We start from the raw sequence: 20,700 nt of genomic DNA on the forward strand, positions 1-20,700 counted from the left end.
TTATAGTAAAACTTTAATTAGAGAGGAAGTAGTCAACATGGAGCGTAAGCGAATTCTACTAATAGAGGATGAAGCAACGCTTGCTGAAGTAGGTATTATGTATTTAGAAGCCGCTGGATATGAAGCTCGTTGGGCAGCAAATGCAGAAACGGGTTGGGAAGAAATACAGCTTTTTCAACCTGATTTAATTTTGCTTGATATTCAGCTCCCAGGAGAGAATGGTCTTGCTTTAGCCAAGCGATATCGCAAACAGTATGATGGTATATTAATATTCATTTCTGGATTCAGTGAAACGTCAATCAAATTGCAAGGGTTTGACAGCGGCGCTGATGATTATATTACAAAGCCTTTTGATCCTCAAGAATTACTCGCACGAATCAAAGTCCACTTGCGGAGACGTCCGGACGAAACAGACAATAACAAGTTGGTATTTGGTACGCTCACGCTCGATTTAGAAAGTATGGAAGTAAGAAAAAATAGAGAGCCTCTCGAACTGTATGTGAAAGAGAGACAATTACTATTTTTCTTGGCGCAGCATCCAAATAAAGTCTTTAGTTCAGAGCATTTATTTAACTCCATTTGGGGAATTGATTCTGAAAGCGACGCTAACACAGTATTTGTACACATTAGCAATTTACGAAAAAAAATTGAAGACATTCCGAAAAAGCCGCGCTATATTCAAACCGTTAGAGGCTTCGGATACAAATTCATGCCATGAAGAGACAAGGAACATATATTTCTGTCACTCTAGGCTTATTGCTTTTATTATTCATGTACAGCCAATTCACTCAACCTACTCATATTTCTTTTGAAGCGCAACAAGGCGTTTTAGATCTTCAACAACACTCCTTTGAAACTACACCAATCATCGGGTTAGATGGCGAATGGGCTTTTTCATGGAAAGATTTCAGTGGACAGTCTCCGATCTATGTAGATGTACCAAATGAATGGACAAATTATAAACTAAACGGTCAAGGTGTACCTCCAGATGGTTATGCGAACTATCGCCTAACTATGAAACTAAATCCAGAATACGTTGGAGAACGTCTTGGTTTTTACCTCCCAGAAATCGGATCAAGCTATATTTTCAAAGTAAACGGTGAAACGCTTTATGAAAACGGTGTCGTCGGCACAACAAAAGAAGATTATGTTCCAGCCAATCGCCCATCCTTTATCGCCTATCAACCAGACCAAGAAGTATTGCAGATTGATATTTTAACGGCTAATTATATGTTCTATCATACTGGCTTGTGGCAAACGATCGAATTTGGTAAAGAGACTGTGTTACTCCCTCAATATAGTTTACGCCTAATGAAGGAATCGTTTATTATTGGTGGAATGTTGATTTTAGCGATTTATCATATCATTTTTTATGTGAAACGTCGCAATGATCTGTCGTCGCTCTACTTTAGCCTTGTTTGCTTGGCCGTAGCGATTCGAACGTCCACTGCTGGTACGATTCAACTTGACCTGTTATTCCCATTTTTAAGCTGGACGACGATTTTAAGAATTGAACATGTTAGTACCTTTCTTCTTTTTATCGCTTGGTATAAATATTTTCATTATATGTTAATACAACCTTTGAAGCCTATTTATCTTAAAGTAGTCACTTTCATCTGTGTAACGAGCGCATCCATGTCTTTATTTCTACCATCAAGCATATTTACATACACAAAATTGCCTTTCGCCTTTTTCGTACTTTGTGTGTTTATCTATATGATTATTTTGTCCCTTCGTTCTATTAAGAAAGGCGTAGCTGAAGCATATTGGAATCTCGCTGGTTTAATATTAATCACCTATGGTGTCCTCAACGACCTATTGATTCGACTAGATATAATAGAAGGAATGTATATCGCTCCAACTAGCGTCCTCTGTTATATCATTATTCATGTAGCTCTGAACGCAGCGAAATATGCTCGTTCCTATGCAATGGCTGAGCAACTGTCCGATCAGTTGAATATTTTAAATAAACAATTAGAGAAAAAGGTACAAGAGCGAACAGTAAAATTAGAAAAGGCTTATCAAGAACTAGAGGAAGCAGAAAGTGCCAGAACTCATTTAATTTCAGCAATTTCCCACGACCTCTCTTCTCCGCTATCAGTACTGAAAATGATAGCTAAAGGGATGCTAGATGGCATTCTTCCTTTAGGTGAAAGAAAATATATCGATAACCTTTATAAACAAGTGGGCTTTATGGAAAAATTATTAGCTGATTTGAAACAGCTCGTGCTAATGGAGGAGAAACAACTTTCTTTTCAGTTTCAACGCGTTGATTTTGAGGAATATATATATAAACTATTTCAATCGTATGAAACAAAAATTAAGGCGGAACAATTAACATTTGTTTATCAATCTTCGTTAGAGAAAGAAAAGCGACACGAAGTATTGATTGATCCGATTCGAATCGAGCAAGTTTTTTCAAACTTATTATCAAATGCAGTGAAATTTACTCCACCTGGTGGAATGGTGAAAATGTCGGTTTGGAGAGGTGACGATACGATCTCCTTTCAAATTAAAGACAATGGTATCGGCTTTTCAGAAGAGCATGCAGAAAAACTATTTGAACGTATGTACCGCACTACCCCGGTTCGTATTGAAAAAAACAGCACTGGCTTAGGTCTAGCTATCGCTAAAGAAATTACTAAAGCTCATAAAGGAATCATCACCGCCCACAGCCAACTACAAAAAGGAGCTGAATTCACTGTAGATTTACCAATTTAAAGAAAATATAGTAATTATGTTTAAAGTTTCTTATTTTCATCCGATATAATAAATAGGTATACTTAACTGAAGAAATGGAGGTCGATGTATGACCGTCAAAAATGCCATGGAAGATATCGTTCAAGCAATGATTACAGAGCATAAAAACAACTTAAAGCTAACCTGCACGTGCAATCGTTGCCTAGCAGATTTATTAGCTCTTTCACTCAATCATCTTCCACCAATGTATGTAGTTGATGATAAACATAAGCCGTATGTCGCAGCAAAATACATGGTCAACACTCAAGAACACGCCAATATTTTAACAACTATTGCCCGTGCAAGTGCTAAAATAGCCAACAATCCACACTGCCAAAATTATAAAAACCAGTGATGAAAGTTCCCTCTTTCTCACTGGTTTTCTTTTACTGTAACGGTTTAATTCAGTCAAACACCTAGTACAGCGCTTGTACTGAAAAACTCTTTATATAGTTCTTTTAAGACGTTGTCTGTATCTTTTTCTTGGATACCAAATACAAGACTGACTTCGGATGATCCTTGGTTAATCATTTCGATATTAGCACCAACGCGAGAAATGGCTGTCGTTGCTCTCGCTGTTAAACCACGTGTGTTGTGCATTCCCTCTCCTACAAGGACAACCATCGCAAAACGATGTTCGATATACACATCATCGACTAACAACTCTTCCCGGCATCTCGAAATAATTCGAGCTTCTTTCTCTGGCGTTAATTGATGACTACGCACAATGACAGATAAATCATCAATGCCAGATGGAGTATGCTCATAAGAAATATACTCGTCTTCTAATATTTGCAACAAGCGACGACCGAATCCAAGCTCACGGTTCATTAAGTACTTACTGACATAAATTGTGGAAAACCCACCATCTGCGGCAATACCGATGACAGGGCTATTCGAATATTCACGTTCAGCAACAATCATCGTTCCTTCTGCTGACGGGTTATTTGTATTTTTAATGCAAACCGGCACAGAACGCTGGAAAGCTGGCATTAATGCTTCATCATGGAAAACGGAAAAACCAGCATAAGAAAGCTCGCGCATTTCTCGATACGTCATTCGCTTAATTTCAATCGGGTTGTCTACCACTTTCGGGTTAGCCGCGAACACCGAATCCACATCTGTAAAGTTTTCGTATAGCTCCGCACCGATCGCAGCAGCTAAAATCGAACCTGTAATATCCGAGCCACCACGAGCAAATGTCATCATCACGCCATCACGTGAATAGCCGAAAAATCCAGGGAACACGACAACCCCTTTACGATCACGCAAATTACTTAAATTTTCATACGCTTCCGGTAAAGCACGAGCCCGCCCCGGTTCATCGCTAACAATTAGCCCTGCCTCTTTCGGATTGACATACTCCGCTTCCATACCGATACTTGAAAAATAAGCAGCAATCAGCTTCGCATTATTATCTTCCCCACTCGCTTTAAGCTGATCGACAAATAAATCGCGATTATTACGATTGACCGTTACCCGTCCACGAAGATCTTCTTCAATCACTTTGACAATTTGCTCATCCAAGCCAAGTTCCTTAGCAATATCAGCATAGCGGTCCACAACCGCTTGTAATTCCTTCTCCGCTTCTCCGGTTGAAAGAGAAGCCTCGGCTAAATTAATGAGTAAATCCGTTACTTTAATATCATCACTAAAACGCTTTCCTGGAGCAGACACAACGACAATTTTGCGTGTTGCATCCTCCCCAACGATCGCAGCCACTTTTTTGATCTGCTCGGCACTGGCCACAGACGTTCCACCAAATTTACAAACCTTCATCCAAATTCCACTCCTTGCTCACTGTTTAACTTTCATGATGAAAAAGATTTATTTGAAAGATTATACCACTCCTACACACAAAAAAGAAGAAATAATCTGATATTTCCCAAATTGAAAGAAATAAAGTGAAACTTTGACTCTCTTATCACTGGAACGTAATAAGAATTAGATGATGGAAATTAATGCTTGCATTTTTCAAAACAAGCGCTTATGATGTGTATATAAACACATATACACATTAACACTAGGAGGTTGTCTACTATGAATTCTGTTTGGCGTGATGCTTGGTGGTTGAGTAGGTTTGAATTCGTGAAAACAAAGGGATTATTCAAACTCATCATTTTTGCCCTCGTTTTTGTATTTCTGCTAACAGCACTCTCCAATGGTTCTGTTAACTTGGCAACAAAAATAATTTTCGATTGGCTCTTTATTGTGGCTGTAACCTCTCTACCGTATTCCTTCCGCTCAAAAGAAGACCAATTAATAAGGGTGTCAGGAGATTTTTGGGGCTGCAGTTCTTTCAACTTTTTACAGGAGCAGCCCATTCCAGAAGAAGTGTTGCTAAAAAGCCGTTTTCTTTCTAACTCTTTTCAATCGCTCATTGCAAATGTGATGTTAATTGGATTATTGCTCGTTTTACCGTCGAGACTGAATTCTACCCTGTCATTAGGTGAATCTATCGCTTTCCTATTTTTTTGGCTTCTAATTGGTCTAATGATGAGCTCGCTTCTCTCAGCTAGTGACGTGGGCGATGTAATATCCATGACAAAAATAATCGTCTTTTCAATTATTATCTACGGATCGATCTTAGCAATGACGATAACTTACTATTTTTATGTAAGAACTAGCTTAGTCGAAGGCTCCATTTTTCTGATCAAAAATTACCCAGTAGTTACATTAGTATGTGCAGCACTTTTAACAATCGGAAGTTATCTTTACTGGTATCAATACGCCGTAAAAAAAGTCCAGACCATAGATTATTTGTAAAGGGGGAGATTACCATGACATTACCAATTCACATCTCCCAAGACAGTCGGGAACCGATTTATCATCAAATTGAAGCTCAAATAAAGGCGCTGATCTCTGGAGGCCAATTATCAGCTGGAACTGCTCTACCTTCTATAAGAGTACTAGCGAAAGAATTGGGATGTAGCGTGATTACTACGAAAAGAGCCTATAATGATTTGGAACAAAAAGGATTCATTGAAACGATTCGAGGGAGAGGAACTTTTGTGGCAGATGTAGCACTAGCAATCAAAGAAGAAGTAAAAGAAAAAACCGTCCATCAAGCGATTGAACGGGCCGTTGAAGTAGGATTGCAGCATGATTATTCCTTGCAGGATATCGAAAAAATGTTCACCCTCATAATCAATAAAAGGAGAGATTAACCGTGAGCGTGATTAAATTCGAACAAGTATGTAAACAAATTGGGGAATTCGAACTCGGACCTGTTAACGTCGCCATTCCCGCTGGCAGTTCCGTTGCCATTATTGGTGATAACGGCGCTGGCAAAAGTACGCTGCTCAAAATGATCATGGGATTGGCCAAAGAAGACCGTGGACATATCCAGCTTTTTGAGCAAAATCGAGTGTTAGGAGACAACAGTTGGAAAGAGCGAATCGCTTATCAGCCTCAAACAACGTCTGGCTGTAGCAGCTTGAAAGGATCGGAAATGAAAAAGCTCATTGCCCATTTTTCTTCTTCCTTTGATGAAGAACGGTTCTCTCACTATGTCCGTGAATTAAATATCCCACTGAATAAACGATTTGATAAGCTATCACAAGGGGTACAAAAAAAATTAATACTTGCGTTAACATTAGCTCAACCACAGGATGTAATGATTTTTGACGAACCGATGGCAGCTATTGATTTAATGGCTCAAAAATTAGTGATTGATGAAATGGTGCAGTTAATGGATGAAGATTTGGAAAGAACCATTTTATTTACGAGCCATCAACTTCACGATATTCGTAAATTTGCCGATTACCTTTTATTGATTCGCCAAGGAGAATTTTTAGGCATGTTTGAAAAAGACGACTTAGCCTCTAAGTTCACTAGATTCTGGTTAGATCAACCTTTGCAACAGCCCATTTCACATGTCATTCATACAAGCGATGATGGACGAGAAGTCATTTCCTACAAGGAAAACATCACGGAACAAGAACTAAATAAAAGCAATGCTCACATTATCCGCAAAGCTAATGTTGGACTCGATGAGACTCTTCCCGCCATTTTATCTGGAGAGTTCGACTTAAAAAACTGCCATACCCAGCATTATGCTGGAATCATCTAATTCAAAAAGCCAACCAAAATTCTGGTTGGCTTTTTTCAGTATGATCTTCTTTACTCAATGGCTCTCTTACAGCCCGTTAACATAGAATAAATAACACAACATTAAAAAATTTACATACTTTTAATATCATCGACTGGAATAATTTACATATGATAGTTACTATAGTATTAATCTCAAAGAAGGGGGAGTTTTTAATGGTTTTTGTTGAGAGTTATCTGCCTTCTGCAAGTACAATGGGCCTTGTAGAGCATCATCAAGAGGGTTATCATACAATTATTTACGACGAGAAAGGGACGTATTACACCGACGAGACCGCAAAACAATTGTTAAATAAAGCCTGCTTACACCGTCTTTTCACCTATGAAGGCCGTCTACAAGCAATTCGTAAACAATTAAACTATTACAGAAAAACGCCATTGTTAATTTGCCACGAAGAATTAATCTATACCTTTCCTACGATTTCACCTGACGAGTCTGGCTGCTGCTGGATATTTCCACGCCATGTACAATCCCATTCTTCAAGTAAAGGAAAAATGGTGGTCTGTTTTAAAAATGGCGTCGAATTGTCCTTGAATTGTTCTCCTCATGTTTATTACAAACAATTAGATCGTGCCACAAATTGCATTACATACATGTTGAAGAATAAAGATTGACGATTTCCTCTATATTTAGAAATCACTTTGCACAAAAGTCTTGTTCATTAACTAGAACGAGGCTTTTTTATGTTTCCCTTCAGATTTTCTTCACTGTCCTATACAGCTTTTACTGCTTTCTTATAAAAAAGGAGGTTTCATACGTTTACTTAGGACAAACGTCGAATATTAGGTAATATTTTACATTTATTTCTCTACCTTTCCTTTATTTTATCTTTTCGCCTAACAAAGAAAATCCCTCTATGCTTGATTCAACCCGGGAATTTACGGTAAGCGCGCTTCCAGTCAGGAAGAAAACAGTGGAGGGTTTTGAGAACGTTTATCATCAATTTTCACCAATGATTTATCATGTAATGAAGTCCCTGCATATTTATAAAAATCAAGACGAATTTCAACAAATTGGGCGAATCGCACTTTGGGAAGCTTATGAAAAGTATGACGAAGAGAAAGGTACCTTTTCTAGCCTTGCCTACTTGTATATTAAGGGTCGAATGATCGATGAGTTAAAAAAAGCTAAACAAAGAGAAGAAAAGGTCGTCTATACTAACGGGCTGTTTTGGGAAGAGAAACCGGACGAACGAAGTGATCAATCATCAGAGCTCGAAGCCTTACTCACTTACGCCAGCCTTCTAACGCCCCGTGAAAAAATTTGGCTGATTCGTACATTTTATCACGGTATGACAACCACCGAAATTGCTCAATATGAACATGTTTCGCCTTCTACCGTCAAAAAGTGGCGGAAACAAGTGATGAACAAATTAAAGCTGCATCTAAGGACCAAATGAAAATAACTTAGCCTATTCTACCCTCTTTTTACTAGCATGATAAGAAACCTCTTTTATCATGCTAGTAAACTAGTTAAAAATTACTATTTTGAAAATTTTTGTAGATATTTCTTTCTCTCATTTGTTAAAGTAATGATGATGATAATTCTGAAAATTGAGAGGTGTTTATATTTGAAGACAAATTTTAAATCTTTATTAATGGCCGTTTTAGCCATCATACTTTTCGTTCCAGTAGCTTCTCCATCCGCAACGGCTCTAGAAGGTAGCCTAAGTGGAAAGTCTATTTACAATGACGACCAAATGGATTATCAAGCAGCCAACTCTACTACGTTTCGAGATGTGCCAAGAACATATTGGGCGAAACAAGAAATTGACTTTCTTGTTCAAAACGACATTATCCAAGGCTACAAAAATGGAAATTTCGGTGTGAAAGATCCTGTAAAGCGTTGGCAAGCAGCCATTATTTTAGCAAGAGCTTTAGGAATAGAGAATGACCCAGCTCCAAATCCTGGATTTCGCGATGTTCCAACATCTCACCAAGCTTATAATGCTATTGCTGCATTAACTAAATACGGTGTTTTCAGCAAAGCCTCTTCCTTCAACCTGAACGGTAAATTAACAAGAGCGCAAATGACGAAAATTTTAACAGAAAGCTTTGGTTTACGCTATAATTCACCTACTAATTTCAAAGATGTGAAAAGCAATGCCTGGTACTATAAATATGTTCAAGCGGTAGCATTCAACGGAATAGCTAATGGCGATAAAAAAGGTTACTTCCTTCCAAACAAAGCAACAAGTCGTACAGAATTTGCTGTTTTTATGGCTCGCACGCTGAATGAACAATTCCGTTCAGGTGTTCAAGTTACTGTCACAGGTACACAATTCCAATCGGATGGTCGCTTGAAAATGAACGTTGTGCTTTTCAATAATACGAGCAATAAAGTTTTCAATATTAAAGGTAAATATACACTTCATATCAACAATAAAGTTGTCGCTCAATCTACTTCGTTACGTGAATATAAAGGTTTAACTCTTGCACCAAAGCAGAAAAAAGCAACAGCTTTCTACTTCTCTCCTAGCGAAGTAAAAAATCGCATTAACTTTAATAACACAGCAGAGCTTGCATTTGAGCATCAGTGGTACTATTACCAATAAAATGAAGGCGTGATCCTGATCGGGATCACGCCTTTATTTTATTCATCTTTTCATACTCCGCATTGATCAAGCCTCCAAACAATAACACTACAGAGGATAAATAAAACCACAGCATCAAAATAATGATCCCAGCTAGCTGACCATAAATGCGCGTGTAGTTAACAGAGCTAGCATATTCTCCAAATACGACAGAGGCCACCTGCCAACAGCTAGACGCGAATAAAGCGCCTGGGATCACGTATCGAAGCGGCTGTTTACCATTCGGCAAAATTTTATAAAACAAAAGAAAAAAGAGGAATAAAAACAGCGTCCCTAAGCCCCACTTCACTACCGCCCAAGTTTTAAAATACGGTGTCAGCCCTTCAATGGTGCCGGTTATTTCCGTAGAGATTAGTACATGAAGCAGTCGCTCTACAAGAGGGATCATAAAGGAGAGTGGAACAAGAAACATAAAGATTAAAGTGACGCCTAAATCACGAAACAACCCAGTGAAAAAAGAAAGTCGTCGCTGAATCTTATAAGCATCATTCAGCGAACGAACGAGTGATTGAATCGCCATTGAAGATAACCAAAATGTAGAAAGGAAGCTAATCGAAATCGTCTGCCCTTGGCCTCGTACCACAATCGCTTGAACGTTGTCCTTAATCAAGCTATAGGTGTTTCCTGGTGCGTAAGGTTCAAGAAACCCTAAAATATTGCCTTCTTTAATCGGCAGAAAACTCATTAAAGACAACATAAAAATCAAAAAAGGAACGACAGACAACAACAAATAATAAGCCGTTTGTGCTGCCTGGTCAAAAAAACGCTCAGCAAAAAAACGGCGTACTACCACTTGAACTAGCTTCATTCCCTCCCACTACCTTTCTTCTTACAGCCGCGCTTGGAGCCAACTTGCAACGTCTTCAATGACCTCTTGACTATTGGTTTCGTTAACCATTTCATGTCGTCCTTCTTGATACAGCTTGTAATCAATAGTAGTGAAACCTTGCTGTTTGTATTGATCGATTACACGGAGAACTCCTTTAGAGTACTCACCAACAGGATCTTGATCGCCGCTAATGAAGAAAAAAGGTATGTCTTTTTCCATACGGCTCACCTCGCCTGGCTGATGGATTGTCTCTAAACCAGTGAATAAATCATAAAAGAATCCCGAGGTTGGAATGAATCCGCAATAAGGATCATCCACATATATTTGTACTTGCTCGCGATCTCTAGAAAGCCAATCAAACTTAGTTTGAACATCTGTGAATTTTTTATTAAAATCTCCAAATGATAACTTATCTAATAACGGACTTTTCGTTCTTTTTCCACGTATTCTCATTTCAGCTTTAGCTAACATTCTTCCCATCTTCCCTAACAGTCCACGATCACTTCCCGTTCCGGAAATAATCACACCATTGACCGTTCCAGAAAAGCGCTGCAAATAGCGACGAACTAAAAAAGAGCCCATGCTATGCCCCATTATAAATATGGGGATGTCAGGGTGCGTACGATGAATCATATCATTAATTTCTTTTAAATCATCCACAACTCGTTCAAACCCATTCTCCTCAGCAAAAAAGCCAAGTAGGCCGCTTGTTTCCCCTGTTCGTCCATGCCCACGATGATCATTGCCATAGACGACAAACCCCATCGATACTAAATGCTCAGCTAACTCACGATATCGCTTACTATGCTCCGTCATCCCATGAGCGATTTGCAACACCGCTTTAGGCTTCACCTCATCATTCATCCACTCCGTCAAAAACACTTCATGTCCATCTGACATCGTTAACCAACGTTCCTCTTCCAACACGCCACTCCCTTTCCAAACTGCAAAATGCCTTTTTAGAAGGAAGATACCTCTTTTTACATGGCATGTCAAATAAAGTGAAGCTTTCAATATTCACTATTAGCGTCTTGATACAAAAAAGCTCGCAACCTAAATTGCGAGCTTCTTTTCTTTATTCAATTATATCGCTATCAATGAGTAGCATAGACAATATAGCCGCTACATAAATTGACACAGCCGGTGCAGTAAATACATGCCCAGCAGTAGCCCCTATGCCAACAGCTAAAATAAATCCTACGCCATACATCACATAGGGAATAGTAAATGTTTGTTTTATATTAACAACGAAATACCAGATAAAACGAAGCGAATAGTAGATAAACGGTGCCATGAGATACAAGAATCCAACGATACCTAATGAGAAAAAGAGATCATGGAAATCCATTTCAATCATTTTAGGCTCTTTTCCTGGCTCTGGCATTTCATAATTTCCAGCGAAACCAAGACCAAACATTTTCTGGAGAAGAGGTGCGTCCGCAAAATCTTTTTTGTAATCAGCTAAATATTTTTCTCGACTACTAAAGACAAGATTTTGTAATTGCGCCTCTGAAATTTTTGGCTCTTCTTTCTCTTCTTGTATTTCAATTTCACCCGTTACTTGGTCTACTTTCTGCTCTTCTTTCTGGATTTTAATCCCCAATAAATCGACATGTGCATACATATTATTAAATACAGGCGTAAATGGTGTGGAAACAGCTAATACAGCTAGGAGACCAAGAGAAACGAGCATATTAACACGCGTTTTTCTCATACGTCCTGTTGTCAAATAGATGATAAATAGAGACATACAAGCGGCGATCAACACTATGACAATCCCACCGTAACCAACTTTCGTTCCGAGGAATAACATAGATATAGACAGCAGGATAAATGGCAGCCAATAAAAACTATTCTTTAAAGAATCTGTTTTTTCAATAGCGTACAAAGCTGTCATTGGTAAGATAATGGCCATAATTGCCCCAATTTCATTTCCAGCAAAGAACCAACCAGTGTATCCAGTTTTAGTATGAGAATAATTAGACAAGCTTGTTCCCGTGAAATAAGAAACAATAAACACCACACTAATAAAAATAGAGGAATAAAGGAAATAACTCGTTGTTTTTTCCACAACTTTTATCCGTGACTGTTTCAATTGTAAATAAATCATGCTAAAACCTAAAAATAGAATTGGAAAATAGATGACCTTGTTATAAAACTTTAACTCTTTGAATAAAAAATACGGATCTTTCAAGTTCATATTAATAGCAATATTTATAATGAGCAAAATAGCTAAACCAACTAAATAAAATATATACTTTCTAGCTCCACGGTGCTTGAAGGATAATTTTAATAAGAGTAATAAAATAATGCCCATGAATAATACGCGAAGAATTACACCGACGGTAATATTCAAGTTAAAGATTAAAATAGATGCCGTTGTCATTACATCAATTACCGGCTGCAAGACTAAAAAGGCTAGCAGCACCAAAAGTGTCCTATGATTCAACATGTAGATTAGTTCCTCTTTCCTTTCGATTTCCTTTTCCGACAATAAAGTATTAGTTATTGTGTATGTATGTCTTAAATGGCTCATTATATTATAGCACGAAATGCTTTTCAGCTTATCAAAAAGTAAATTCAGATTATAATTGAGAATACATTGTATCATTTTCTCAACTAAGAAACCATATATTTACTAGCATTACTTTCAATAATTTTTGATTATTAATTTTACGAAATTGAGGATATTAATTAAATTAATGTTATAATATGGTTGGATTTTTTGTACCACTACGAAAGGACGTTATTTATGAAAACACCTCAAACATTAATTCCATTTGAAAAAGTCTTGAAGGATAAAACTCCTCATTACTACGATTATGCCGTTAACATTCATGAAATAAAAACGTTATTGTTAGATAAAACTGGACACGACTTTCATATGTATTCACATAAGGGAGAGGAGGATCTTTGGGAAATTGTTGAGCAAGTGTTGGCTCGTCAACCTGATGATATTCAAATCCTTGCCCACGTCTTTGATTGTTTAGAAACGAAGACTATTCAATATTCTACCATAACAGGTGAAAACAAACATGTAATTCAACCATCTCTGAACAACTCAATTTTGTATTTCCCTGCTTACGAGGTAGCATTAGCGAAGCTTCCTATTTACCAAAGCCACGAGGATTACGAAGAGGATTTTATTTTTGCTGAAAGTGATGAGCGCTTACTTGCATTTATTGATTACCTGTATAAACAACAAAAAGAATTTATGAAAGGGTACATCAACATTTTTACTGATACAGAAGATGGCGTCGAAAAGCTCCATGAGAAAATCACTCATCAAGTGAACCGCGAAGACGTCCTACTAGAAGAAGAAATCAAAACAGAAATCTTTCGCTCGATTGATGAATTTTTTCTGAATAGTGGCGGCTTCTTTAAAAAATATAATATCCCATACAAACGAGGAGTGTTACTTTACGGAGCACCTGGAAACGGTAAAACCACACTGGTGAAGTCGATTGCTGGAAGCACCTCTGCACCTGTCGTTTACTGGCAAATTACCGAATACACGACGAGCTATTCGATTAAAGAAGTATTCTCGACAATTACGAAAATGGCTCCAATGATTCTTGTCATTGAAGACATTGATTCCATGCCTGAAGAATCTCGCTCCGTCTTTTTGAATACGTTAGATGGCGCGGTTTCAAAAGAGGGGATCTTCTTAATTGGGACGACGAACTACCCGGAAAAAATTGATCCAGCATTGATTAACCGTGCTGGCCGCTTTGATCGTGCCTATGAGATTAAACTACCAAATGAACAAGCACGTGGCCAATATTTAAGAAAAAGAAAGATCGATCAATTCATGTCTGAAACAGAAATGGACCGCCTAGTAAAAAACACAGCTGGTCTCTCGATCGCTCAGTTGAACGAACTATACATGTCTATCGCCTTGCAATGGCATTATGAAGAAAAAGTCAACATCGACAAAATCACCGAGGACTTACTAACGAACAACAAAAAAACATGGCGCCAAGATTGGGATATGGACCCCCACAAACCAACAATGGGCTTCGGACGATAAAGTGAAACTTCAATCAGTGGGGGGGTTCTTCATCCCCCACTGATAAAAAGAAGAACAAAGGCTAACGTCGCAACGTCCTGTTGCAACGCCTTTGTAACCTGCATCGTGCAGGCCCGAACCAATCGGGCTTTTACGGGCTGTTGATCTCCCACCTATATGTCTGCGCTTTTTCTACCATATTGAGGTGGGGGTCTCACAGCCCGTTAATGCGGGATAAAGAAAATTTCTCACGGTTATTAGTTTTTTGTAGTTTCTTGTCGTGTTATGATAAAATAAAGTACAAGTATTTACTTTTATAAGTAAGCGGTAAGGGTGATATATATGGCTATCGGTAAGCGTATTCGAACATTACGAATGGAACGAGGACTGTCATTAACGGAATTAGCTAGTCGCGCAGGAGTAGCTAAGTCCTATATCTCTTCTGTTGAGCGTGAAATCCAACTAAATCCATCCATTCAATTTCTAAGCAAAATATCTGCCGTATTAGACGTTAGTGTCGAGAAATTAATAAACGATGACAATAACTCGACTGAAGTTGTTGATTCAGAATGGCTAGCATTAGCGAAAGAAGCAATGGACTCTGGCATTAGCAAAGAGCAATTCAAACAGTTTTTAGAGTTTCAAAAATGGCAAAAAACACATAAATAATACACTGCTTTACTAATTGAAATAACATGATCTTCCATGTGAATGACTCCCCATTGTTCACATGGAAGTGTTTAAGGAAAAGCAAACTTATTTGGCCTTTTGCAAACTAAACTTTTCTTCTTCTATAAACTGCTTCACTTCTTCAAGTGTCAACCCTAACTTTTTGGCTTCTAACATCAAATCAATCCACTCTTGGTCAATGAATAGAACGTTTCTCATGAAAAACCCTCCTGATTCTAGGTGGCTCAGCCATCCTAACAGATTTCACTTAGACTAGTAGCTTTCATCCGCTTGACTCCATAAGTTCGCTATTTTCATACCTCTTAATATCCTATCAACACAAAAAGTTTAAATATTCTATTTTTTCAGATTTATATATTCAATCATTTTCCTCAAATTTCATTAGACGATCGTTTACTCTTTAGGCACCCAAAAGGAAATGATTTCATAAATAGCATAACATATACTACTTATTTAAATAATAGGAAATAATAACTAATATTCCTTTATAGTGAACAAAAATTAAAAATTTTTATAAAAAAACCGTACATTTCGATCTTTGGTGCGTTATAATGAACAAAAAGGAGCTGAAGGGAGCAATAATAGATGATCGGAGTTCGTATTAAACAATTAAGAGAGCAAAAAGGTTATTCTCTCACCGGACTGGCAAAGGCAGCCCAAATTTCTAAATCTTATTTATCTAACTTAGAAAGGCAAACAAATACAAACCCCTCCTTATCCGTTTTGTCAAAAATCGCTACAGCTTTAGATGTCACAACGAATGAATTAATTGAACCATCATCAGCAAAAGCAGACGAACATGAATCGCCCCACAAGAAAGTTAGAAAAGCAGACCTGCTAGAATTCCAGCAATTCATGCAGTCTCGAAAACAACAAAGAAGGAATACATCTGATTAACTAGTAAGTAGCGAGGAACTTCCTCGCTTATTTTTATGCCGTCACTCTTTCATACTTCACTAGTCTATCCATTGCTTTACTTTATCAATAGAAAAATCGATCTTCTTAGCTCCTAACATTATCAAAGTCCTAATCTAGTTATATCCCTATTCCAGATCCTTATTTTACAGAATATTTCTTAAAATTAGTTTAAAAAAGTGGAGTATCCCTAAATTAATACTATTGTCATAGTTTAAATAGAACATAAAAATCTTTAAAAATAAAAAAGACCTAAATATCATTAGCCTTTTTAATATACGTCACATCTTTTTAGGAGTGCAGCAATATAAGAAACAATCCATTTAGTACATTTTATTCAGTACAGGGAAATAATATGCATAACGAATGGCACATTTCCCATTTTTAAATGATTATATGAACAATGTACACTATACATCTCAACAAATTTTCAACATTTTGGTTCATGTTTTTTTCAAAAAAATTAGTATAATAAACTACAATTGGTTGATATTAACTCGCATATCAATAGTAGGAGGAGCTATGAATATCATTCTTGTAGACGATGAAAGCTTGGCGCTGGACTATTTAGAAAGCCTGCTGAAGAAAGTTGGCGACTTCAAAACGATAAAGAAATTTGATAACCCTCTGCTCGCAAAAGAAGTGATTGTGAATGAGGAGGTAGACGTTGTTTTCTTAGACATTAATTTACCAGAAGTCAATGGGATTGAATTGGCTGAAATGCTAATCGAAAAGAAACCGAATTTAACGATTATCTTTTGTACAGCGTATGAAGAATATGCTGTACAAGCATTTGAACTGAATGCACTAGATTATGTCGTTAAACCTGTGTCGATCGAACGATTAACAAAGACGATGAATCGAATACAAACACAAGTACCCACTGAAACAAATAATAGCAAAGTTGATGACGACGGCTTCCTTTACATGAACATGTTTCAAACCGTATCTATTCAATCGAAAGAACGTTCTTTCCCTACACTCTCTTGGCGCACGAAAAAGGCAGAAGAACTCTTTCTGTATTTATTGCAGCATCGGAATCAGCTCATCCATAAATCTATGCTTACTGATACTCTTTGGCCTGAACACGATGAAGAAAAAGTGTACAACCAGCTTTATACAGCAGTTTATTATGTAAGAAAAAAACTAAAAGATTTCGGAGAACATTTTCAGCTAAAAAACACCTCAGATGGATACGTACTTACTTTAAACAAGGTTATGTTAGATGTGGAGGAGTGGGAAACACGATATCAATCCGCTCCATCGTTACGCGAAGAAACGCTCAACTACTATACCGATTTACTTACTCTTTATACTGGTGACTATTTGCATGAGTATGATTATTGGTGGGCAGAAAGTAAGCGTGAAAAATATAAGCAGTGGTGGCTTTTGACGATCTATAAGCTCGCTCACTGGCATGAGGAGCATCAACAATTCGATAAAGCTGTCTTGTACTTTTCACAGCTTGTGCGTAAATACCCTGAAGAAGAAGTCGCCTGCTTCCATTTAATGAAACTATACGATGCTAGTGGCCATCACTTACTCGTTGATCAACACTATGAGACATTGGCTACTTTTTTACAAACTGAATTGAACACAGAGCCGAGTCCTTATATTACCGAATGGTATCTTGACTTTAAAAAAGAGCAAAAAAAGACTTTATCATGAATGAAAACTAATAAAAAAGATAAGCTAATAACTACTATCTGTAGCCGATTAGCTTATCTTTTTCACTTATTTTCTAGGAATCGTAAAGCAGACCTCGGTTCCCTCATTTTCAACGCTACGAATATGTAATCCTTCCCCGTAAAGTTGCTGCAGTCGCCTATTCGTATTAAATAAGCCGATCCCTCTTGATGAATCATTTTGTCGACTAAGCACTTGCTCTACGCTCTTCTCACTCATCCCCATTCCATCGTCTTTTATACTTACTTCAGTATGAGTTTCATAGTCAACGATTTTAATCCAAACCGTTCCACCACGTGCTCTTTGTAACACGCCGTGCTTCACCGCATTTTCGACGAGCGGTTGAATGGATAAGGGAGGGATCTCCACCTTTAACTTTTTATCAACTTCCCAATGAACTTGCAGCCGATCACCAAATCGCTCTTTTTCAATATAGAGGTATGAGCGCAACAATTGCAGCTCATGCTCTAACGGCACAAATTTTTGTAAATTTTTCAGATCAAAACTCGCTCGTAAATACTGACCGAAATGTTCGAGTAGCGACACCATTCGAGAGGGGTCTATCGTACTTAAGGACGCAATCGTGTTTAATGTATTAAATAAGAAATGCGGTTGAATTTGCGCCTGAAGTAAGGCTGCCTCCATGCGAATCCGATCACCGATGGCTAATTTTAAATCAATGAGGGCTTGCGTCCGTGACTTTAACTCTAAAGCGTTCAGTGGCTTCATGACATAGTCATTCGCTCCCGCCGCAAAGCCGGCTGCCACATCTTCTGGCTGACTTCTGGCTGTTAATAATAAGATCGGTAATTCTAAAATGGAGGAGCGTTTCCGAATATTTTCTGCTAACTCATATCCAGACATATTCGGCATCATCACATCAGAAATCACTAAATCATACTCTTGTTGATCTAATAATGACAACGCTTCTTTCCCGCTCATTGCTGTCACGACCTCATATTGTCTAGATGATAAAATACTGCTCAACACTTTCAAATTGATCGGATCATCATCTACAGCTAATATCCGTGCCTTTGCTCCAGTGGTCGATTGGATGTTGCTTGGTATGGAATTCTCTTCCTTACGTTCATTAACTGAACAAAGCTCGCTTATCCTTTCTTCTTTGGCCTGCTCTTGAATTGAATCCTCGGCAAGTGGCAGCGTAAAATAGAAATCCGACCCTTGATGAGGAACAGAGTCAACAGCGATCGTGCCTCCATGTAAAGCCACCAGCTGTTTACAAATGCTCAACCCAAGCCCTAGGCCCCCACCGATATCTAGAGTATTCAAATTTCCTCGTTCGTAAGGGTCAAATACTTTCTTCTGCACCTCTTCATCGATGCCAATCCCTGAATCCTTCACATGAATAACAGCCATCTCATTCTCAATGCGAGCCGAAACAACAATCGTTCCTTCATTTGTATATTTAACGGCATTATGCAACAAATTAAAGAGGATTTGAACAAGTCGGTCTTTATCTGCCCACACCAGAGGAAACGAATCAGGTATATCAGATACCATTTGCACCGGCTTTCCTTCCATTAAAAACTTTAACATATCAATGACACCAACTGTCACCGCCTGCACCTTCACCCTTTTTGGCTGTATACGCATACCGTTCTCTTTTAAACGAGTCACGTCGAGAAGATCATTGAGCATAAAGGACATTCGACGACCAACTGTAATCAATAGCTCTAGATTTTTCTTATTTTCTTGATCCAAGGAGTCTTTTTCGCTATCTAATACTGTTTGAGCAATGTTGATGACCGCATTCAATGGATTTCTTAATTCGTGAGAACTGTTTGCTAGAAACTCATCCTTCGCCTTATCCGCTTTCTTCAATTCATCGACCAATTCCTCTACTTGTGTTGTCGTCATAAAGAAACGTTTGAACCAGAAAGCGGCTACACCGAAAAAGGAAAGAATAATATCAAATGGATAGTAAGGCAAAGTTGGCCAAGCATATGTCTTGATCAGCCCCCACGTTGCGCTTGAGAGCATACATAGTGAAGAAAATATTAGCCAGGAAACTTCTCTCTTCTCATGAAAACCCGGTGAGAAGACGAGCAAAAATATGAAAATCACGATATGCAATACAAGAAAGCTTAGAAAGATCAGAACTAGAATATTAGACTGTGGAGGCATCATTAACACCACTAATGCATACACCCCATAAAAAATTGCCATTCTCTTCACGATCTTATCGGCTTTATCATCCGACAGAAATTCTTTTACAAATTGCAGTAAAAAAAAGGCTACACCTAAATAACTTAATTTAATGAACCTCATAAACCATTCGTAATTCATCGGTAACCATTGAAGCAAAACTTTACTATCTTCAACTAATGTAGCTACTGTCATACAAAACAGGACAGCGGTAAAATAAGACACGTCTTTTTTCCTCTTAAAGAAAAAGCAAACATACACAGTACCAAAACCATGTAGCACTAGCACAACCGCAACGATCACTTGCAACGCTTCATCGAACTTTTGCTCATTAATAACGGAATCAGCAAAGCCAAAATTTATTGATTTTTCAATGTCCGCCGTGCTAGGCTCTTTAAAATTGGACACTTGTAATACGATGTCAATTTCCTCTTGATTAGAGGAAAACAAAGCCGTGTACGGTAATACTTGTCCTCGATGCGTTGCTTGGCCTGTATCTGCTATTTGACGACCGTTAATAAACAACTTTGACACCATCTCAGATGATTGCACTCGAATCCCGTATACTCGTTCTATATCTGATGGGAGTAAGATCTTTAATCGATACGTACCAAATGTATAAGGTACATCTTCATTTTCTTTTTTAGGAACGGGGACTATCATCCTTTGCTCTTGCGGTAGTTCCTCTAACTGAGGCGTCCATAACACCTCAGGAAAAAACGCCCATTCTCCATCTAAAATGAGTGTTTCACCATCAGATAACTCGCAATCCCGAAGATCTAACACTCCTTGATGAGCTACAGGTTGCTCGGGCCCCATTTGATAAGCGATCCATATCATCCGAATCCCTGTTAATACGAGCAAGGTGATAAAAACAAACAATAGTTTCTTTATTTGCATGTATTGGAAATTAAACAATGTATTTTTTCATCCTTATCCACGCTTGACGTTTTCCTCTATTT

The 20,700-nt window shown here is 38.0% G+C and carries 19 protein-coding genes; 13 read left to right on the plus strand and 6 right to left on the minus strand.

The genetic code is table 11. The features are described 5' to 3' along the window. The first annotated feature begins 37 nt into the window (after positions 1 to 37). The 3 genes from ACSVDJ_RS16855 to ACSVDJ_RS16865 all read left to right on the plus strand — a co-directional run bounded on the left by ACSVDJ_RS16855 (position 38) and on the right by ACSVDJ_RS16865 (position 3,094). Positions 38 to 718, plus strand: a complete 681-nt coding sequence (locus ACSVDJ_RS16855; protein WP_439167419.1) for a response regulator transcription factor — start codon at positions 38 to 40, stop codon at positions 716 to 718. After that, positions 715 to 2,721 (plus strand): sensor histidine kinase, encoded by a 2,007-nt coding sequence (locus ACSVDJ_RS16860; RefSeq protein WP_439167421.1) that lies wholly within the window; start codon positions 715 to 717, stop codon positions 2,719 to 2,721. Before ACSVDJ_RS16855 ends, ACSVDJ_RS16860 begins: the two co-directional genes overlap by 4 nt. A gap of 88 nt (positions 2,722 to 2,809) precedes the next feature. Further along, a complete protein-coding gene (locus ACSVDJ_RS16865; protein WP_439167423.1) occupies positions 2,810 to 3,094 on the plus strand; it encodes a late competence development ComFB family protein in 285 nt (94 codons plus the stop codon). A 53-nt stretch (positions 3,095 to 3,147) separates the two neighbouring features. Here ACSVDJ_RS16865 and ACSVDJ_RS16870 read toward each other — a convergent pair whose 3' ends face one another. Then, on the minus strand, positions 3,148 to 4,518 hold the full coding sequence (locus tag ACSVDJ_RS16870) for an aspartate kinase (protein ID WP_439167424.1): 1,371 nt from the start codon (positions 4,516 to 4,518) through the stop codon (positions 3,148 to 3,150). 261 nt (positions 4,519 to 4,779) lie between these two features. On the opposite strand from ACSVDJ_RS16870, the gene ACSVDJ_RS16875 reads away from it, so the two are divergent. The 6 genes from ACSVDJ_RS16875 (at position 4,780) to ACSVDJ_RS16900 (ending at position 9,404) form a co-directional block, all read left to right on the plus strand. Further along, on the plus strand, positions 4,780 to 5,505 hold the full coding sequence (locus tag ACSVDJ_RS16875; RefSeq protein ID WP_439167426.1) for a hypothetical protein: 726 nt from the start codon (positions 4,780 to 4,782) through the stop codon (positions 5,503 to 5,505). 14 nt (positions 5,506 to 5,519) lie between these two features. Continuing rightward, a complete protein-coding gene (locus tag ACSVDJ_RS16880) occupies positions 5,520 to 5,906 on the plus strand; it encodes a GntR family transcriptional regulator (RefSeq protein WP_439167427.1) in 387 nt (128 codons plus the stop codon). Positions 5,907 to 5,908: 2 nt separating this feature from the next. Next, entirely contained in the window at positions 5,909 to 6,811 is a 903-nt protein-coding gene (locus ACSVDJ_RS16885; RefSeq protein ID WP_439167429.1) for an ATP-binding cassette domain-containing protein, read from the plus strand. Between the two features lie 194 nt (positions 6,812 to 7,005). Next, positions 7,006 to 7,464, plus strand: coding sequence for a competence protein ComK (locus tag ACSVDJ_RS16890; protein ID WP_439167430.1), 459 nt, complete (start codon positions 7,006 to 7,008; stop codon positions 7,462 to 7,464). Positions 7,465 to 7,706: 242 nt separating this feature from the next. Next, positions 7,707 to 8,249, plus strand: a complete 543-nt coding sequence (locus tag ACSVDJ_RS16895; protein WP_518619466.1) for a sigma-70 family RNA polymerase sigma factor — start codon at positions 7,707 to 7,709, stop codon at positions 8,247 to 8,249. 171 nt (positions 8,250 to 8,420) lie between these two features. Then, positions 8,421 to 9,404 (plus strand): S-layer homology domain-containing protein, encoded by a 984-nt coding sequence (locus tag ACSVDJ_RS16900; protein WP_439167433.1) that lies wholly within the window; start codon positions 8,421 to 8,423, stop codon positions 9,402 to 9,404. Positions 9,405 to 9,429: 25 nt separating this feature from the next. Here the strand turns inward: ACSVDJ_RS16900 and ACSVDJ_RS16905 are convergent, their stop codons facing one another. The 3 genes from ACSVDJ_RS16905 to ACSVDJ_RS16915 all read right to left on the minus strand — a co-directional run bounded on the left by ACSVDJ_RS16905 (position 9,430) and on the right by ACSVDJ_RS16915 (position 12,724). Continuing rightward, positions 9,430 to 10,251 carry a YihY/virulence factor BrkB family protein gene (locus tag ACSVDJ_RS16905; protein WP_439167434.1) on the minus strand — a complete coding sequence of 274 codons (822 nt, stop codon included), beginning with the start codon at positions 10,249 to 10,251 and terminating at the stop codon, positions 9,430 to 9,432. A 21-nt stretch (positions 10,252 to 10,272) separates the two neighbouring features. Further along, positions 10,273 to 11,199 (minus strand): alpha/beta hydrolase, encoded by a 927-nt coding sequence (locus ACSVDJ_RS16910; protein ID WP_439167918.1) that lies wholly within the window; start codon positions 11,197 to 11,199, stop codon positions 10,273 to 10,275. A 148-nt stretch (positions 11,200 to 11,347) separates the two neighbouring features. Further along, positions 11,348 to 12,724 carry an O-antigen ligase family protein gene (locus ACSVDJ_RS16915; protein ID WP_439167435.1) on the minus strand — a complete coding sequence of 459 codons (1,377 nt, stop codon included), beginning with the start codon at positions 12,722 to 12,724 and terminating at the stop codon, positions 11,348 to 11,350. 300 nt (positions 12,725 to 13,024) lie between these two features. Here ACSVDJ_RS16915 and ACSVDJ_RS16920 point away from each other — a divergent pair, with 300 nt between their 5' ends. Together ACSVDJ_RS16920 and ACSVDJ_RS16925 are read left to right on the plus strand one after the other, a co-directional pair. Continuing rightward, a complete protein-coding gene (locus ACSVDJ_RS16920; protein WP_439167437.1) occupies positions 13,025 to 14,302 on the plus strand; it encodes an AAA family ATPase in 1,278 nt (425 codons plus the stop codon). 321 nt (positions 14,303 to 14,623) lie between these two features. Continuing rightward, positions 14,624 to 14,950: a helix-turn-helix domain-containing protein gene (locus tag ACSVDJ_RS16925; protein WP_439167439.1), complete on the plus strand. Its 327-nt coding sequence runs from the start codon at positions 14,624 to 14,626 to the stop codon at positions 14,948 to 14,950. An 87-nt stretch (positions 14,951 to 15,037) separates the two neighbouring features. Here the strand turns inward: ACSVDJ_RS16925 and ACSVDJ_RS16930 are convergent, their stop codons facing one another. Further along, positions 15,038 to 15,169: an anti-repressor SinI family protein gene (locus ACSVDJ_RS16930; RefSeq protein ID WP_439167441.1), complete on the minus strand. Its 132-nt coding sequence runs from the start codon at positions 15,167 to 15,169 to the stop codon at positions 15,038 to 15,040. Between the two features lie 387 nt (positions 15,170 to 15,556). On the opposite strand from ACSVDJ_RS16930, the gene relB reads away from it, so the two are divergent. Together relB and ACSVDJ_RS16940 are read left to right on the plus strand one after the other, a co-directional pair. Further along, positions 15,557 to 15,868 (plus strand): type II toxin-antitoxin system RelB family anti-toxin, encoded by a 312-nt coding sequence (relB, locus tag ACSVDJ_RS16935; protein ID WP_439167442.1) that lies wholly within the window; start codon positions 15,557 to 15,559, stop codon positions 15,866 to 15,868. 540 nt (positions 15,869 to 16,408) lie between these two features. Continuing rightward, positions 16,409 to 17,554 (plus strand): response regulator, encoded by a 1,146-nt coding sequence (locus ACSVDJ_RS16940; protein ID WP_439167444.1) that lies wholly within the window; start codon positions 16,409 to 16,411, stop codon positions 17,552 to 17,554. A gap of 66 nt (positions 17,555 to 17,620) precedes the next feature. On the opposite strand, the gene ACSVDJ_RS16945 is transcribed toward ACSVDJ_RS16940, so the two are convergent. Next, positions 17,621 to 20,638: a hybrid sensor histidine kinase/response regulator gene (locus ACSVDJ_RS16945; protein ID WP_439167446.1), complete on the minus strand. Its 3,018-nt coding sequence runs from the start codon at positions 20,636 to 20,638 to the stop codon at positions 17,621 to 17,623. Between the last annotated feature and the right edge of the window lie 62 nt (positions 20,639 to 20,700).

The organism is Bacillus sp. Hm123, from assembly GCF_051842975.2.
Taxonomy (GTDB): Bacteria; Bacillota; Bacilli; order Bacillales; family Domibacillaceae; genus Bacillus_CE.

Bases quoted from the DNA above. Each gene is read 5' to 3' on its own strand.
- ACSVDJ_RS16865 (WP_439167423.1), top strand. From the start codon at position 2,810: ATGACCGTCAAAAATGCCATGGAAGATATCGTTCAAGCAATGATTACA.
- ACSVDJ_RS16880 (WP_439167427.1), top strand. From the start codon at position 5,520: ATGACATTACCAATTCACATCTCCCAAGACAGTCGGGAACCGATTTAT.
- ACSVDJ_RS16890 (WP_439167430.1), top strand. From the start codon at position 7,006: ATGGTTTTTGTTGAGAGTTATCTGCCTTCTGCAAGTACAATGGGCCTT.
- ACSVDJ_RS16875 (WP_439167426.1), top strand. From the start codon at position 4,780: ATGAATTCTGTTTGGCGTGATGCTTGGTGGTTGAGTAGGTTTGAATTC.
- ACSVDJ_RS16920 (WP_439167437.1), top strand. From the start codon at position 13,025: ATGAAAACACCTCAAACATTAATTCCATTTGAAAAAGTCTTGAAGGAT.
- ACSVDJ_RS16945 (WP_439167446.1), bottom strand. From the start codon at position 20,638: ATGCAAATAAAGAAACTATTGTTTGTTTTTATCACCTTGCTCGTATTA.
- ACSVDJ_RS16855 (WP_439167419.1), top strand. From the start codon at position 38: ATGGAGCGTAAGCGAATTCTACTAATAGAGGATGAAGCAACGCTTGCT.
- ACSVDJ_RS16925 (WP_439167439.1), top strand. From the start codon at position 14,624: ATGGCTATCGGTAAGCGTATTCGAACATTACGAATGGAACGAGGACTG.
- ACSVDJ_RS16870 (WP_439167424.1), bottom strand. From the start codon at position 4,518: ATGAAGGTTTGTAAATTTGGTGGAACGTCTGTGGCCAGTGCCGAGCAG.
- ACSVDJ_RS16930 (WP_439167441.1), bottom strand. From the start codon at position 15,169: ATGAGAAACGTTCTATTCATTGACCAAGAGTGGATTGATTTGATGTTA.
- ACSVDJ_RS16860 (WP_439167421.1), top strand. From the start codon at position 715: ATGAAGAGACAAGGAACATATATTTCTGTCACTCTAGGCTTATTGCTT.
- ACSVDJ_RS16895 (WP_518619466.1), top strand. From the start codon at position 7,707: ATGCTTGATTCAACCCGGGAATTTACGGTAAGCGCGCTTCCAGTCAGG.
- ACSVDJ_RS16915 (WP_439167435.1), bottom strand. From the start codon at position 12,724: ATGTTGAATCATAGGACACTTTTGGTGCTGCTAGCCTTTTTAGTCTTG.
- relB (WP_439167442.1), top strand. From the start codon at position 15,557: ATGATCGGAGTTCGTATTAAACAATTAAGAGAGCAAAAAGGTTATTCT.
- ACSVDJ_RS16940 (WP_439167444.1), top strand. From the start codon at position 16,409: ATGAATATCATTCTTGTAGACGATGAAAGCTTGGCGCTGGACTATTTA.
- ACSVDJ_RS16905 (WP_439167434.1), bottom strand. From the start codon at position 10,251: ATGAAGCTAGTTCAAGTGGTAGTACGCCGTTTTTTTGCTGAGCGTTTT.